This window comes from Winogradskyella endarachnes (assembly GCF_009741275.1).
Lineage (GTDB): Bacteria > Bacteroidota > Bacteroidia > Flavobacteriales > Flavobacteriaceae > Winogradskyella > Winogradskyella endarachnes.
This window is the reverse complement of the sequence record NZ_WOWS01000001.1, coordinates 396,467-411,017: the sequence shown is the minus strand read 5'-3', so window position 1 is coordinate 411,017 and position 14,551 is coordinate 396,467. Positions and strand designations below refer to the sequence as shown.

General features: G+C 31.2%; 15 protein-coding genes. 7 read left to right on the top strand and 8 right to left on the bottom strand.

Features of this window, described 5'->3' with window-relative positions; all coding sequences use genetic code 11:
- Positions 1-65: 65 nt before the first annotated feature.
- The 8 genes from GN138_RS01895 to porX form a co-directional block, all read right to left on the bottom strand.
- A complete protein-coding gene (locus GN138_RS01895; protein ID WP_157361620.1) occupies positions 66-1,445 on the bottom strand; it encodes a nucleotide sugar dehydrogenase in 1,380 nt (459 codons plus the stop codon).
- 125 nt (positions 1,446-1,570) lie between these two features.
- Positions 1,571-2,590, bottom strand: a complete 1,020-nt coding sequence (locus GN138_RS01890) for an NAD-dependent epimerase (protein WP_157361619.1) — start codon at positions 2,588-2,590, stop codon at positions 1,571-1,573.
- Between the two features lie 84 nt (positions 2,591-2,674).
- A complete protein-coding gene (locus GN138_RS01885) occupies positions 2,675-3,052 on the bottom strand; it encodes a hypothetical protein (protein WP_157361618.1) in 378 nt (125 codons plus the stop codon).
- A gap of 45 nt (positions 3,053-3,097) precedes the next feature.
- Positions 3,098-4,297 carry an alanine dehydrogenase gene (locus tag GN138_RS01880; RefSeq protein WP_157361617.1) on the bottom strand — a complete coding sequence of 400 codons (1,200 nt, stop codon included), beginning with the start codon at positions 4,295-4,297 and terminating at the stop codon, positions 3,098-3,100.
- Between the two features lie 90 nt (positions 4,298-4,387).
- Positions 4,388-4,921, bottom strand: coding sequence for a hypothetical protein (locus tag GN138_RS01875; protein ID WP_231743018.1), 534 nt, complete (start codon positions 4,919-4,921; stop codon positions 4,388-4,390).
- Complete coding sequence (locus tag GN138_RS15980) at positions 4,884-5,030, bottom strand: hypothetical protein (RefSeq protein WP_197429298.1); 147 nt, start codon at positions 5,028-5,030, stop codon at positions 4,884-4,886. Before GN138_RS15980 ends, GN138_RS01875 begins: the two co-directional genes overlap by 38 nt.
- Before the next feature lie 192 nt (positions 5,031-5,222).
- On the bottom strand, positions 5,223-5,642 hold the full coding sequence (gene tsaE / locus GN138_RS01870; protein WP_317162694.1) for a tRNA (adenosine(37)-N6)-threonylcarbamoyltransferase complex ATPase subunit type 1 TsaE: 420 nt from the start codon (positions 5,640-5,642) through the stop codon (positions 5,223-5,225).
- Between the two features lie 142 nt (positions 5,643-5,784).
- Positions 5,785-7,332 (bottom strand): T9SS response regulator signal transducer PorX, encoded by a 1,548-nt coding sequence (porX, locus tag GN138_RS01865; protein WP_157361615.1) that lies wholly within the window; start codon positions 7,330-7,332, stop codon positions 5,785-5,787.
- A 41-nt stretch (positions 7,333-7,373) separates the two neighbouring features.
- Between porX and GN138_RS01860 the strand changes: the two genes are divergently transcribed.
- The 7 genes from GN138_RS01860 to sucD all read left to right on the top strand — a co-directional run bounded on the left by GN138_RS01860 (position 7,374) and on the right by sucD (position 14,551).
- Positions 7,374-8,603, top strand: a complete 1,230-nt coding sequence (locus GN138_RS01860; protein ID WP_157361614.1) for an HD domain-containing protein — start codon at positions 7,374-7,376, stop codon at positions 8,601-8,603.
- Between the two features lie 51 nt (positions 8,604-8,654).
- Positions 8,655-9,683, top strand: a complete 1,029-nt coding sequence (lpxD, locus tag GN138_RS01855; RefSeq protein WP_157361613.1) for a UDP-3-O-(3-hydroxymyristoyl)glucosamine N-acyltransferase — start codon at positions 8,655-8,657, stop codon at positions 9,681-9,683.
- A complete protein-coding gene (locus tag GN138_RS01850; RefSeq protein ID WP_157361612.1) occupies positions 9,670-11,076 on the top strand; it encodes a bifunctional UDP-3-O-[3-hydroxymyristoyl] N-acetylglucosamine deacetylase/3-hydroxyacyl-ACP dehydratase in 1,407 nt (468 codons plus the stop codon). Before lpxD ends, GN138_RS01850 begins: the two co-directional genes overlap by 14 nt.
- Positions 11,077-11,146: 70 nt before the next feature.
- Positions 11,147-11,932 carry an acyl-ACP--UDP-N-acetylglucosamine O-acyltransferase gene (gene lpxA, locus GN138_RS01845; protein ID WP_157361611.1) on the top strand — a complete coding sequence of 262 codons (786 nt, stop codon included), beginning with the start codon at positions 11,147-11,149 and terminating at the stop codon, positions 11,930-11,932.
- A gap of 62 nt (positions 11,933-11,994) precedes the next feature.
- Positions 11,995-12,561, top strand: a complete 567-nt coding sequence (efp, locus tag GN138_RS01840) for an elongation factor P (RefSeq protein WP_157361610.1) — start codon at positions 11,995-11,997, stop codon at positions 12,559-12,561.
- A gap of 68 nt (positions 12,562-12,629) precedes the next feature.
- Positions 12,630-13,565 carry a UDP-3-O-(3-hydroxymyristoyl)glucosamine N-acyltransferase gene (locus tag GN138_RS01835; RefSeq protein WP_157361609.1) on the top strand — a complete coding sequence of 312 codons (936 nt, stop codon included), beginning with the start codon at positions 12,630-12,632 and terminating at the stop codon, positions 13,563-13,565.
- A gap of 113 nt (positions 13,566-13,678) precedes the next feature.
- On the top strand, positions 13,679-14,551 hold the full coding sequence (gene sucD, locus GN138_RS01830) for a succinate--CoA ligase subunit alpha (RefSeq protein WP_157361608.1): 873 nt from the start codon (positions 13,679-13,681) through the stop codon (positions 14,549-14,551).

Genomic DNA, 14,551 nt, shown 5'->3' with positions numbered 1-14,551 from the left:
GATGTACTTTTAAATAAAAAAGCACTACTTTTTAAGTAGTGCTTTTTTATTATTTATTTTAAAGATTATTTTCCAATAGACGAATATTCAAAACCAATCTTAGTCATTTCTTCCTTATCTAATATGTTTCTTCCATCAAAAATAAATGCTGGTTTTTTCATATTGTCATATATTTTTTTCCAATCGTAAGATTTAAATTCATCCCATTCTGTCATTATTGCAACAGCATGAGCATCTTTGGTTGTCTCATATGGGTCTGCATAAGTATTGACTAATTCATTATTTTCTTCAGAAGTCCTAGTGTTTAAATAATTAAGGTCGGCTTGTACTTTTTTACTACTTACTTTAGGATCATAAACAGCAATATTTGCTTGTTCATTTAGTAAATGGTCTGCAACGTAAATAGCAGCTGATTCTCTAGTATCGTTAGTGTCTTTTTTAAAAGCCCAACCTAACATTGCTATTTTTTTACCTGAAACGGTGTTATATAACGTGCTAATTAAGTTGTCAGAAAAACGTCTTTTTTGGTGGTCATTTAAAATAATGACTTGTTCCCAATAATCAGCTACAGCATTTAATCCGTAACTTCTAGCAATGTATACAAGGTTTAAAATATCTTTTTGAAAACATGAACCTCCAAACCCAATAGAAGCATTTAAAAATTTTGGGCCAATTCTAGAGTCCATACCAATAGCTTTTGCCACTTCATTAACATTTGCTTCTGTATGTTCACACAATTCTGAAATTGCATTAATAGAAGAAATTCGTTGCGCTAAAAATGCATTTGCTGTTAATTTTGATAATTCTGAAGACCAAACATTAGTTCTTAATATTCTATCTTGAGGTACCCAACTACCATAAACATTAGCTAAACTTTCAATAGCCTCTTCAGATTCACCACCAATTAAAACACGATCAGGATTTAATAAATCTTGAATTGCCGTTCCTTCCGCTAAAAATTCAGGATTTGATAAAATACTAAACTTAACGTCACTACCTGTGTTGTGTAAAATACTCTTTATAGCTTGTGCTGTTCTAACTGGTAATGTAGATTTTTCAACAACAATCTTATCCGTTGTAGCAACTTCTGCAATGTTTCTTGCACATAATTCTACATATTTTAAATCGGCTGCCATGCCTTTTCCTTTACCATAAGTTTTAGTTGGCGTATTCACCGAAATAAAGATCATTTCGGATTCCTGAATGGTTTTGTCAATTTCAGTTGAAAAAAATAAGTTTTTTCCTCTTGTTTCTTCAACTATTTCTGCTAAACCGGGTTCATATATAGGTAAGTTTGAAACATCCTCATCATTCCAAGCAGCTATTCGATCTTCATTTATGTCGACAATAGTTACTTTTATATCAGGATTTTTCTTAGCAATAACAGCCATAGTAGGTCCCCCTACATATCCAGCACCAATACAACAGATTTTTGTGATTTTCATTCTTTTAAGTTTATTTTAATTTGAGTTTTATTTATAAAAAAATCAAAGACAATTTTTTATTTCAAAAACATTTTTTTTCGATAATTATATTTTTCAAAAATAGTAACATTAGTATTAGTAATTAACTATTTGTAATAATTTTTAAACCAATCTATAAAAGATTTTACACCTTGTTTAATTGAAGTGTTTGGTCTATAGTCGTAATCCTTAATTAGTTCATCGACATCTGCCCAGGTTCTTTCTACATCACCTGGCTGCATTTCCATCATGTTTTTGATTGCAACTTTATCTAAATTAATTTCAATTTCCTTTATAAAATCTAATAATTTAACAGAATTGTTATTGCCAATATTATATACTTTATATAGGTTATTGGTGTCAATTCTTGGTTGAGCTGATTTTTCAATAATTCTTACAACACCTTCAACGATGTCATCAATATACGTGAAATCCCGCTCCATATTTCCATGATTAAATACTTTAATTGGTCGGTCATTAACAATGGCATCGGTAAATAAAAACATGGCCATATCTGGTCGTCCCCAAGGACCATAAACAGTGAAGAATCTCAAACCTGTTGTTGGAAACTTAAATAAATGACTGTATGTGTGAGCCATAAGTTCGTTACTCTTTTTGGTTGCAGCATATAAACTTATTGGGTGATCCACATTATCATCTGTAGAGAAAGGAATCTTCTTATTCATTCCGTAAACACTAGAGCTACTAGCATAGACTAAGTGTTTTATATCATAATTTCTACAACATTCTAAAATATTAAGAAAACCAACTAGATTTGAGTCTACATAGGTTTCAGGGTTCTCGATACTGTATCTTACTCCTGCTTGTGCTGCAAGGTTACAAACAATATCAAATTTTTGTGAATCAAATAATTTAGGTAGTTCGTTTCGATCCTCTAAATTCATTCTAACAAAAGAAAAATTAATGGAAGTACTTTTGCATAAAGTGTTGAATTTAATGGCTTCACTTTTATCGATTCCTAATTCTTTTAATCTTGAATATTTTAAATTAACATCATAGTAATCATTAATATTATCTAAACCGACTACAGAATGACCTTTAGAGGTTAAAACTTTTGAAACAAAATAGCCTATAAATCCTGCAGCTCCTGTTACTAATATATTCATTATAATTAATTTTTAAATTATAGTTTTCAAATATTATAAATTAGAATGAGAACACTAATTTATAGTGAGATCAATTTCAATAAATTAGATGTTTGTATAATAAATATCGAGGAGTGTCGCTATTGAATCACAATTTTTCATTTTTAACTCCATTTCACGTTCTTTATAGGTGTTTTCAATTAAATAAACTTTACAAGAATCTAATTTAGTTTTACTTTTTGAGAAATTAACATTCCCAAATTTTATTAAATTTCTTACTGTAACAGTATCAATTTGCTCAATATTAATAAATTTAGATGCTTTATTTGTGAAGTTTATTGGTTTAGAATTTATATTTTTTATGGTCCTAGCATTTGGTCCATAATCACAAGACGCATCCTTCCCATTTAAAAAAAACAGGAGTAAAATTAACCCAATAGAAAATCCGCCAAGATAGTAACCTAAACGATGTATAAATTTCATGTAAAAAAATGCTTATAATAGCTAGAATATAGTTTAAAACTATAATTAAAAAATTAATAAATTAGCATCGTTATAATCTAATCCAAACCATTCTGCAACGGATTTATTAGTTAAAATGCCGTGGTAAAAATACAACCCATTTTTTAAACCTCGGTCAAATCTAATGGCATTTTCTATACCTCCATATTCTCCAATTTCTAAAAGGTATGGTGTGAAAATATTACTTATTGATACTGAAGCTGTTCTAGAATAACGTGCAGGAATATTTGGAACGCAATAATGTATTACACCATTGTGATTAAAAATAGGCTTATCATGGGTGGTCACCTCACTAGTTTCAAAACAACCACCCATATCTATACTAACATCGATGACTACTGAACCCGATTTCATGTGGTCAACCATGCTCTCGGTAACTACAATTGGAGCCCTATTTGTACCTCTTACCGCTCCAATTGCAACATCGCAACGTTTTAATGCTTTGATTAAATTTTTTGGTTGCATAGTTGATGTGTAAATTGTACGACCTAAATTATTTTGTAGTCGGCGTAATCTAGTAATAGAGCTATCAAACACTTTTACGTTTGCACCTAAACCAATTGCAGAACGTGCAGCAAATTCTCCTACAGTTCCAGCACCTAAAATCATTACTTCTGTAGGAGGTACGCCATTAATGTTTCCCATCATTAAGCCGTTACCACCGTTGACGTTTGAAAGAAGTTCTGAGGCAATTAATATGGAGGCTGTACCTGCGATTTCACTTAAGGAACTCACTGCGGGATATTGCCCATCATCATCTTTTATGTATTCGAAAGCTAACGCAGTAATTCTTTTTTTTGCTAAGGCTTCAAAGTATACTTTATTCTGAGTTTTTATTTGAAGCGCAGAAATTAAGAGCGTTTGTGGATTAATTAGTTTAATCTCATCTAAAGAAGGCGGTTCTACTTTTAGTATAATTGGACAAGAATAAACTTTAGCAGTGTCTTTTGTGACTTCTGCACCGGCTTCACTATAGTTTTTATCTTTGAAATTAGCTCCTTCACCTGCACCAGATTCTAATAAGACTCTGTGACCGTTTGCCGTTAAGGCTGAAACCGCATCTGGTGTTAAACAAACTCGTCTCTCTTGAAAGTGTGCTTCTTTAGGGATGCCTATAAAAAGCTCTCCTTTTTGTTTTAGAATTTCTAATGTTTCTTCTTGTGGTAGTAATTGCGCTTTTGTAAAAGGAGATAAAGATTTACTCATTGAAGTTGTTACTTTAGTTGACCATTGCAATATAATGAATAACGTTATATAATTGTAACTTCAATCGAGAATTAAAAATACGATGGTTGTTTAAAAATACCGTTTAACCTTACCCCAAAAACCTCTTGGTTTTATCATAAACTCTTCTTCAAGTTCTTCAAGGGTTTTATCTGAATTATTTATTTTATTGAACATTTTGGCTCTTATAAGATAAATAGAAGGAACTACTATCACTAATACAGGTAATAAAAATAGTATTTGGTTTTCGTCAATATGTTGTAATTCTGCGTTGTAGCTAGTTATTATTTGAAAAGAATACATAACTATTGGTACTAAAATCGCGTGATACCACCAATGCCTGCAGGTAAAAAACCAAATAACAGCTAAAATTAATGGGACAATTTTACCAGTATAAACCCACATAGCATATTGTGCAGACTCCCAAAAGCCACTTTCATATGTAAACAAAAAAGTCTCCCAAATTTTTACATCTGGAACACTTTCATGTATTAAATACAATAATGGAGTAGAGGCTATAAACGTGGCGACAATTGACCCAACAAAAGCACTTCTACTTAATTTTCCGTTATCCCCATTTAACGAGTTTTCTTTTCTTTTTTTCAATTTTTGTTGTAGTTTGTCCATCTAAGTCAATAATGTTCGTAGCTTGTACAGTAAATAACATACCTCCGAAGATAGCAATTGCCAAAACTAAGTTTCTTTTGTTTTTCATAATTCAAGGGATTTAATTAATTAATACTTCAAAAGTAAAAGCTTTGATTAGTGCTTACAACTTTAAAGATGTTAAATTCCTTATAATGAACAACTTTATATTACGGTAAAACCGTAATACACACTTATTTTTGTAGGATTATTCTTCTTTATAATGTTTAGTTTTTACCGTTTTTATTTGATTTTAAATGGTTTAGTATACTGTTAATTTAAGATTCCTCAAATTGTCTTCAAAGTACGTTATTGTAACTGTTTGGTGTTTATTAGGTAAGAGTTCATCTATGCGCTCTGACCATTCCATAAACAACCAATTGTTTGAGTTTAAGTAATCTTCTATTCCAAAATTATAGGCTTCATCTAAAGATTCAATTCTGAAAAAATCAAAATGGTAAACTTTGTCGTTAGGTAATTTATATTCATTAACTATAGAAAAAGTTGGACTTGAAGCGATATCATTACTTTTCATTGCTTTTAACAATGCATTAATAAACGTCGTTTTTCCAGCTCCCATACTGCCATTAAAAAGTATAATTTTATCTTTAAGATAATTTAAAACATCATTTGCAATGAAATCTATATCTTTTAAATGATATGTATACTCTTTAATTTCCACTAGTAAAATTGTAGTTTACACGGCAATGTTATGAATAATATTTTAAATAACCAAGAAAATTACGTATTTCATCGGTTTTTTTTGCGTTTTGTGGATTTGAAACTGTAGTTAACTAATAATCAGAAATTTAATTATCTTTAATTTATTTAGGTTGCATTACTACAAATGGAATAATCATTTCTTCTAACGATACACCACCATGTTGATAGGTGTTTCTATAATAACTCACATAATGATTGTAGTTATTGGGGTAGGCTAAGAACATATCTCCTTTTGCAAAAATAAAAGAGCTGCTCATGGTTAATGATGGTAAATGAATAGATTTAGGGTTTTTAACAGCTAAAACATCTTTTTCTTGATATGTTAAACTTCTTCCTGTTTTATAACGTAAGTTTAAACTCGTATCTCTATCTCCAATGACTTTTGATGGTGCTTTTACATTAATTGTTCCATGATCAGTAGTTAAGATTAATTTAAAGCCAAGTTGTTGTGATAGTTGAATCATTTCAAGTAAAGGTGAGTTTTTAAACCAACTTTGAGTTAAGGAGCGGTACGCTTTGTCGTTAGATGCTAGTTCTTTTACAACCTCCATTTCGGTTTTACTGTGAGAGAGCATATCAACAAAGTTGTATACAATAACATTTAGGTCATTATCCTTTAAAGCCTTAAAGTTTTCAACTAACTTTTTACCAGCTTTTAAATTTGTAATTTTATGAAATTCATGTTTTATGTGTCTTAGGCCTAAACGCTTAAGTTGTTCTTTTAAAAAGTCAGCTTCATGCAAGTTTTTACCTCCTTCATCAGTATCATTTTTCCAATATTGAGGAAATAAACTTTCCATATCAGCAGGCATTAATCCAGAGAAAATTGCATTTCTTGCGTATTGCGTTGCTGTTGGTAAAATACTATAAAATGATAATTCTGATGATTTTTTGTAATAGTTGTTTACAATAGGTTCAAAGGCTTTCCATTGATCATAACGTAAATTATCAATAACTATTAAGACTGTAGGTTGTTTATCACTCAACTCTGGTACAACTTTGTCTTTAAACAATGTATGAGACATTACTGGAGCTTCTGTGTTAGGTTGAAACCAATCTTCATAATTTTTTTCAATAAACTTACCAAACTGCATATTGGCTTCCGTTTTTTGAGATTCTAAAATATCTGACATTCCTACATCTTCAATATCTTCAAGCTGTAACTCCCAATAAATAAGCTTTTGGTATAGTTCTATCCATTCTTCATAAGAATTAACCATAGACAAATCCATAGCAATTTTTCTAAACTCTTGCTGATAATTAGAAGTTGTTTTTTCAGAAACTAAACGCGAGTGATCTAGGTTTTTTTTAAGGCTTAATAAAATCTGATTCGGATTTACAGGTTTAATTAAATAATCTGCAATTTTATTACCAATGGCTTCTTCCATTATGTATTCTTCCTCACTTTTAGTAATCATTACCACGGGTAAGTTGGCTCGTTTTTCCTTAATTTCATTTAAGGTTTCTAAACCAGTAAGTCCAGGCATATTCTCATCTAAGAAAACAATATCAAAATTAGTATCTGTAATAATTTCTATTGCTTCCGTACCACTTTGACATTTAGTTACGGTGTACCCTTTTTGTTCTAAAAATATTATATGTGGCTTTAATAAATCTATTTCATCGTCTACCCAAAGAATATTTATCATGTTATGTATATTTGTTTAATAATTTTTGAATTCTATAAATTTTGCCTACAAAAAATAAGCTTAAAATCTTTAACGATCCAATTTACGGATTTATTACCATTCCTAATTCGTTAATTTTTGATATTATCCAACATAAATATTTTCAACGATTAAGAAGAATTAGTCAAATGGGATTATCTTATTTGGTTTATCCAGGTGCACATCATACACGTTTTCACCATGCATTAGGTTGTATGCATTTAATGCAGAAAGCTATAAATGTCCTACGTTTTAAGGGAGTTATGATTTCTCAAGAAGAAGAAACAGGTTTATTAATTGCTATTTTATTGCATGATATTGGTCATGGCCCATTTTCTCATGCTATGGAACATAGTATTGTAAATGATGTTTCTCACGAAGAAATTTCACTGTGTTTTATGGAAGAGTTAAATAAAGAGTTTAACGGAAGTTTAACTTTAGCTATTTCAATTTTTAAAGGGGAATACCCCAGACCCTTTATGTGTCAGCTAATATCTAGTCAGTTAGATATGGATAGAGCAGATTACTTAAAAAGAGATAGTTTTTATACAGGAGTTGCAGAAGGAAATATTAACAGCGAACGCTTAATTACAATGCTAAATGTTGTAAATGATGAATTAGTTGTAGAAGAAAAAGGAATTTTAAGTGTAGAAAAGTTTTTAATTGCCAGACGGTTTATGTATTGGCAAGTTTATATGCACAAAACAGGTGTTGTTGCAGAACAATTGTTAATGGGAGTTTTAAGACGAGCAAAAGAACTAGTGCAGCAAGGTGAGAAGTTAAATAGTAGTAATGCGTTATTTTATTTTCTTTTTTCTGAAATAAATGCAGAAAGCTTTACAAATGATACACTGAAGGTTTTTTCACAGTTAGATGATTATGATATTGTGGCTGCATTAAAAGAATGGCAAAGGCATGAAGATTTTGTTTTAAGTAATCTTTGTCAGATGATTTTAGATAGAAATTTATTGAAAGTGAAGTTAAAAAATAAACCGATTAGATCATCAGATTTAAAATCACATACAGATGCTTTAATGGAAAAACATAATATTACTAAGCATGCAGCACAATACTTTGTGTTTAACGGAGAGTTAACTAATCAAGCCTATCAGAATAAATTTCAGAAGATTAACATTTTATTTAAGACAGGAAAAGTGAAGGATATTGTTAAAGCTTCAGACCAATTAAACTTAAAAGCATTAAGTAAACCGATTACAAAATATTATATGTGCTATCCTAAAAAGAAAATGTAATCCTTTTTTTCTATTTTTGCATGTACTAATAAAGACATTAAAAATTATTTTTTGAAATTTACAGCAGAACAAATTGCAGGTATTTTAAACGGAACAGTTGTAGGAGATACTAACATAGAAGTTTCTAAGCTTTCTAAAATAGAAGAAGGAACTAAAGGTTCATTAACCTTTCTATCTAATGCAAAATATACACCTTATATTTATTCAACCCAGGCTTCAATTACTATTGTTAATAATAATTTTGAACCTGAAAAACCAATTTCTACAACTCTCATTAAAGTTGAAGATGCTTATGAAGGTTTCTCTAAGTTGTTAGAATATTACGATAGAATTAAAACTAATAAATCAGGAATAGAACAACCGTGTTTTATACACGAAAGTGTTAACGTTCCAGATAACATATACATAGGGGCTTTTGCTTATATTGGAAACAATGTAAAACTTGGCGATAATGTAAAAATTTATCCTAATGTTTATGTAGGTGATAATGTAGTTTTAGGTGATAATACTATACTATTTCCTGGAGCCAAAGTTTATTCAGACTGTATCATTGGTAAGAATTGTGTAATAAATTCTGGTTCAGTAATAGGAGCAGATGGATTTGGTTATGCACCTACAAAAGATGGAGGTTATAATAAAGTACCACAAACAGGTAACGTAATATTGGAAGATTTTGTAGATATTGGTGCAGCAACTACCATAGATAGAGCAACAATAGGTTCTACGATTATAAGGTCTGGTGTAAAACTAGATAATCAAATTCAAATAGCGCATAATGTAGAAATTGGAAAAAATACAGTAATAGCTGCACAAACAGGTGTTGCAGGTTCAACCAAAATTGGAGAACAATGTGTCATTGGTGGCCAAGTTGGTATTGTTGGACATTTAGTAATTGGTAATAACGTTAAAGTGCAAGCACAATCTGGTATTGGAAGAAATGTAAAAGATAACGAAATCTTACAAGGATCTCCGTCTTTTGGTTATTCAGACTGGAATAAATCTTATGTTTATTTCAAAAACTTACCGAAACTTGCAAAAACTATTAATGAATTAGAAAAAAAAGTAGATGGCAATAATTAAAACAGAAATCAAACAAAAAACCATTGAAAAGGAAGTAGGATTATCTGGTGTAGGACTTCATACTGGTGCAGAAGTAAAATTAATATTTAAACCTGGTGCAGAAAATACAGGATTTGTGTTTGTACGCGTAGACTTAGAAGGAAGTCCTAAGTTGCAGGCAGATGCCAATTTTGTAACTAGTACACAACGTGGAACCTGTTTAGAGAGAAATGGTGTAACTATACAAACTTGCGAGCATGTTTTAGCAGCATTGGTTGGTTTAGACATAGATAATGCAATAATAGAATTAGATGCATCAGAACCTCCTATTATGGATGGTTCTTCAAAGTTTTTTGTAGAAGCTTTAGAAGAAGCTGGTATTGTAGAGCAAGAAGCATATAGAGAAGTTTATGAAGTAACACAAGTAGTATCTTACACAGATGAAGAATCTGGCAGTGAAATTATTTTAATGCCTTCAAGTTCGTATCAAATTACTACAATGGTTGATTTTGGTACAAAGGTTCTGGGGACACAAAATGCTACCTTAACTAATGTTGCAGATTTTAAAGCTGAAATTTCAGATGCTAGAACATTTAGTTTCTTGCATGAAATTGAAATGCTTCTAGAAAATGGTCTTATAAAAGGTGGTGATTTAAATAATGCTATAGTATATGTAGATAAAGAATTGTCTCCAAAAACTATGGAAAAATTAAAAGTAGCATTTAATAAAGATAGTATTGCTGTAAAGCCAAATGGAATTTTAGATAACTTGACACTGCACTATCCAAATGAGGCTGCTCGTCACAAATTATTAGATGTCTTAGGAGATTTAGCGTTAATAGGAACACGTATTAGAGGTAAAGTTATAGCAAATAAACCGGGACATTTTGTAAACACACAATTTGCAAAAAAAATATCTAAACTTATAAAGAACGAGAGACGAAATAATGTTCCGCAAGTAGATTTAAATTCAGTTCCTTTAATGGATGTTAACCAGATAATGGAAATGTTACCTCACAGACCACCATTTTTATTGCTAGACAAAGTTTATGAATTATCAGACAACCATGTTATAGGAATGAAAAATGTGACCATGAATGAGGAGTTTTTTAAAGGTCATTTTCCGGGTGCACCAGTAATGCCAGGTGTTTTAATTGTAGAAGCTATGGCGCAAACTGGTGGAATACTAGTATTGAGCACTGTACCAGACCCTGAAAATTATTTAACATTCTTTATGAAAATGGATAATGTAAAATTTAAGCAAAAAGTGGTACCTGGTGATACATTAATATTTAAATGTTCTTTAATAACACCTATAAGAAGAGGTATTTGCCATATGCAAGGATATGCATACGCTAACGGCAAACTATGTGCCGAAGCGGAGTTAATGGCGCAAATTTCAAAAGTTAAATAATATATTAAACTTTTATAAGAAAGCCCATTTACACTAAAGTACAAACATGTTTATAATTAAAAAATAAGAAATGAACCAACCGCTAGCATACGTACATCCTGGAGCAAAGATTGCAAAGAATGTAGTAATAGAGCCTTTTACAACAATACACAATAATGTGAAAATTGGAGAGGGCACTTGGATTGGAAGTAATGTAACTATTATGGAAGGTGCTCGTATTGGAAAAAATTGTAATATTTTCCCTGGTGCAGTAATATCTGCTGTACCTCAAGATTTAAAATATAACGACGAAGAAACCACTGTAGAAATTGGTGATAACGTTACTATTAGAGAATGCGTTACCATTAACAGAGGAACTTCAGACAGAATGAAAACAGTCGTTGGTAATAATTGTTTAATAATGGCATATTGCCATATTGCACACGACTGTATTGTCGGTAATAACTGCATATTCTCCAATAATAGTACCCTTGCTGGTCATATTACTGTAGGTGATTATGTGATTTTAGCTGGTATGACGGCTGTACATCAATTTTGTTCTATTGGAAACCATGCGTTTGTAACTGGTGGTTCCTTGGTGCGTAAAGATGTTCCTCCTTATGTAAAGGCAGCTAGAGAGCCTTTATCGTATGTTGGTATTAATTCAGTTGGTTTAAGACGAAGAGGTTATTCAACGGAGAAAATAAGAGAGATTCAGAATATATACCGCATGCTTTATCAAAAAAATTACAATAATACACAGGCTTCAGATTTAATTGAAGCTGAGATGGAAGCCACTCCAGAGCGCGATGAAATCTTACAATTCATTAAAAACTCTCATCGTGGTATAATGAAAGGTTACTTTAAATCTAATTAAAATAGTATTTATTGAAATCAATAAATCGCTTAAAAACTTATATTAATAAATAAAAAATAATAATGGCAAGTACTTCAGATATTAGAAACGGATTATGTATAAAGTATAATAATGACATTTATAAAATAATAGAATTTCTTCATGTTAAGCCTGGTAAAGGTCCTGCTTTTGTAAGAACTAAGTTAAAAAGTGTTACAAGTGGAAAGGTAATAGATAATACATTTTCAGCAGGTCATAAGATAGACGATATACGTGTAGAAACACATAAATTTCAATATTTATATAATGATGGTGAGTTTTATCATTTTATGAATGAAGCAGATTACACTCAAATTAGATTATTAGAGTCTGCATTAGATAGACCAGACTTAATGAAGGAAGGTGAAGTGGTAACTATTCAGATTAATACTGAAGATAATATGCCACTTTCAGTAGAATTACCAGCATCGGTTATTTTAGAAATAACAGCAACAGAACCTGGGGTTAAAGGAAATACAGCTACAAATGCTACTAAACCAGCAACTGTAGAATCTGGAGCAATAGTTAATGTACCACTATTTATTAATGAAGGTGATAAAATTAAGGTAGAAACTGCAAAAGGCACATATAAAGAACGTATTAAAGAATAAATTTCAGAAAGCAGTCACAACCTCAATAGTTAGAATCCTTTCTGTGACTGAGAACTTAATATTAAGATATGAAATTTCCAAAGCCACATTCCTTAAAACAAATTGCATCATTAATTAACTGCGAATACAAAGGTGCTGACGATTTTGAAATTTTGGGCATTAACGAAATTCATGTGGTAGAACCAGGTGATATTGTATTTGTTGATCATCCAAAATATTATGATAAAGCATTAAAATCTGCAGCTACCATTGTTTTAATTAATAAAGATGTTGAATGTCCGGAGGGGAAGGCGCTTTTAATTTCAGATGATCCTTTTAGAGATTTTAATAAGCTTACAGAACATTTTAAGCCCTTTAAAGCATCAAATTATGCAATTGCAAATGATTCTAAAATAGGAGAAGGAACTCAAATTCAACCAAATTGTTTTATTGGTAATAATGTTACTATTGGTAAAAACTGCATTATACATTCTAACGTAAGCATTTACGATGATGCTATTATTGGTGATAACGTTACTATACATGCTGGTACTATTTTAGGAGCAAGTGCATTTTATTATAAAAATAGGCCAGAAGGTTATGATCAATTAAAATCTGGTGGTCGTGTTATTATAAAGGATAATGTAGATATAGGTGCATTATGTACTATTGATAGAGGTGTAACAGGAGATACAACTATTGGAGAAGGCTCTAAATTAGATAATCAAATACAAATAGGTCACGACACTGTTATTGGTAAAAAATGTTTAATAGCATCCCAAACTGGTATTGCCGGTTGCGTAGTTGTTGAGGATAACGTAACAATTTGGGGACAAGTTGGTGTAAAAAGTGGTATTACAATAACAAAGGGTACTGTTTTATATGCGCAATCTGGTTTAGGACATACCACTGAAGAAGGTAAAACTTATTTTGGCTCTCCTGCTATAGAGGCAAGAACATTTTTTAAGGAGCGTGCTTACGTTAAAATGATTCCAGAGATTCTTCAAAAATTAAAAAACATATAATTTTAATTAAAGATTTTTAGTCTTAAATAAAAATTATAAAAGAGGTCGGTTTTGCGTAATAAATCTCTTATTTTTGTGCAACAAATTTTAAAACTTAAAAACAACAATATCAAATGAGCGTTTTAGTTAATAAGAATTCTAATATTATAGTTCAAGGTTTTACAGGAAGTGAAGGAACATTTCACGCTGGGCAAATGATTGAATATGGAACAAATGTTGTAGGAGGTGTTACTCCAGGTAAAGGAGGACAAACACATTTAGACAAGCCAGTTTTTAATACAGTTGCTGAAGCTGTAGAAAAAGTAGGTGCAGATACTACAATTATTTTTGTACCACCAGCGTTTGCTGCTGATGCCATAATGGAAGCTGCAGATGCAGGTATCAAAGTAATTATTACAATTACTGAAGGTATTCCTGTTGCAGATATGATTAAAGCTGCTGACTATATAAAAAATAAAGAATGTAGATTAATTGGCCCAAACTGTCCTGGTGTTATTACTCCGGGAGAAGCTAAGGTAGGTATCATGCCTGGTTTTGTTTTTAAATCTGGTAATGTAGGTATTGTTTCTAAGTCTGGTACGTTAACGTATGAAGCTGCTGATCAAGTTGTAAAGCAAGGTTTAGGTATCACTACTGCAATTGGTATTGGTGGGGATCCAATTATTGGAACCACTACTAAAGAAGCCGTAGAATTATTAATTAATGACCCAGATACTGAAGCTGTTGTAATGATAGGTGAAATTGGTGGTCAATTAGAAGCTGATGCTGCTAACTGGTACAAAGAAAGTGGAAGTAAGAAACCTGTTATCGGTTTTATTGCTGGTGAAACTGCACCTGCCGGTCGTACAATGGGACATGCTGGTGCTATTGTAGGAGGTAGTGATGATACTGCTCAAGCAAAAAAGAAAATTATGAGAGCTTGTGGAATCCATGTTGTTGATTCTCCTGCTGAAATTGGTAAAAAAGTAGCTGAAGTTTTAGGATAA

Bases quoted from the DNA above. Each gene is read 5' to 3' on its own strand.
- efp (WP_157361610.1), top strand. From the start codon at position 11,995: ATGGCAAGTACTTCAGATATTAGAAACGGATTATGTATAAAGTATAAT.
- GN138_RS01850 (WP_157361612.1), top strand. From the start codon at position 9,670: ATGGCAATAATTAAAACAGAAATCAAACAAAAAACCATTGAAAAGGAA.
- porX (WP_157361615.1), bottom strand. From the start codon at position 7,332: ATGATAAATATTCTTTGGGTAGACGATGAAATAGATTTATTAAAGCCA.
- GN138_RS15980 (WP_197429298.1), bottom strand. From the start codon at position 5,030: ATGAAAAACAAAAGAAACTTAGTTTTGGCAATTGCTATCTTCGGAGGT.
- GN138_RS01885 (WP_157361618.1), bottom strand. From the start codon at position 3,052: ATGAAATTTATACATCGTTTAGGTTACTATCTTGGCGGATTTTCTATT.
- GN138_RS01890 (WP_157361619.1), bottom strand. From the start codon at position 2,590: ATGAATATATTAGTAACAGGAGCTGCAGGATTTATAGGCTATTTTGTT.
- lpxA (WP_157361611.1), top strand. From the start codon at position 11,147: ATGAACCAACCGCTAGCATACGTACATCCTGGAGCAAAGATTGCAAAG.
- GN138_RS01895 (WP_157361620.1), bottom strand. From the start codon at position 1,445: ATGAAAATCACAAAAATCTGTTGTATTGGTGCTGGATATGTAGGGGGA.
- sucD (WP_157361608.1), top strand. From the start codon at position 13,679: ATGAGCGTTTTAGTTAATAAGAATTCTAATATTATAGTTCAAGGTTTT.
- GN138_RS01835 (WP_157361609.1), top strand. From the start codon at position 12,630: ATGAAATTTCCAAAGCCACATTCCTTAAAACAAATTGCATCATTAATT.
- GN138_RS01880 (WP_157361617.1), bottom strand. From the start codon at position 4,297: ATGAGTAAATCTTTATCTCCTTTTACAAAAGCGCAATTACTACCACAA.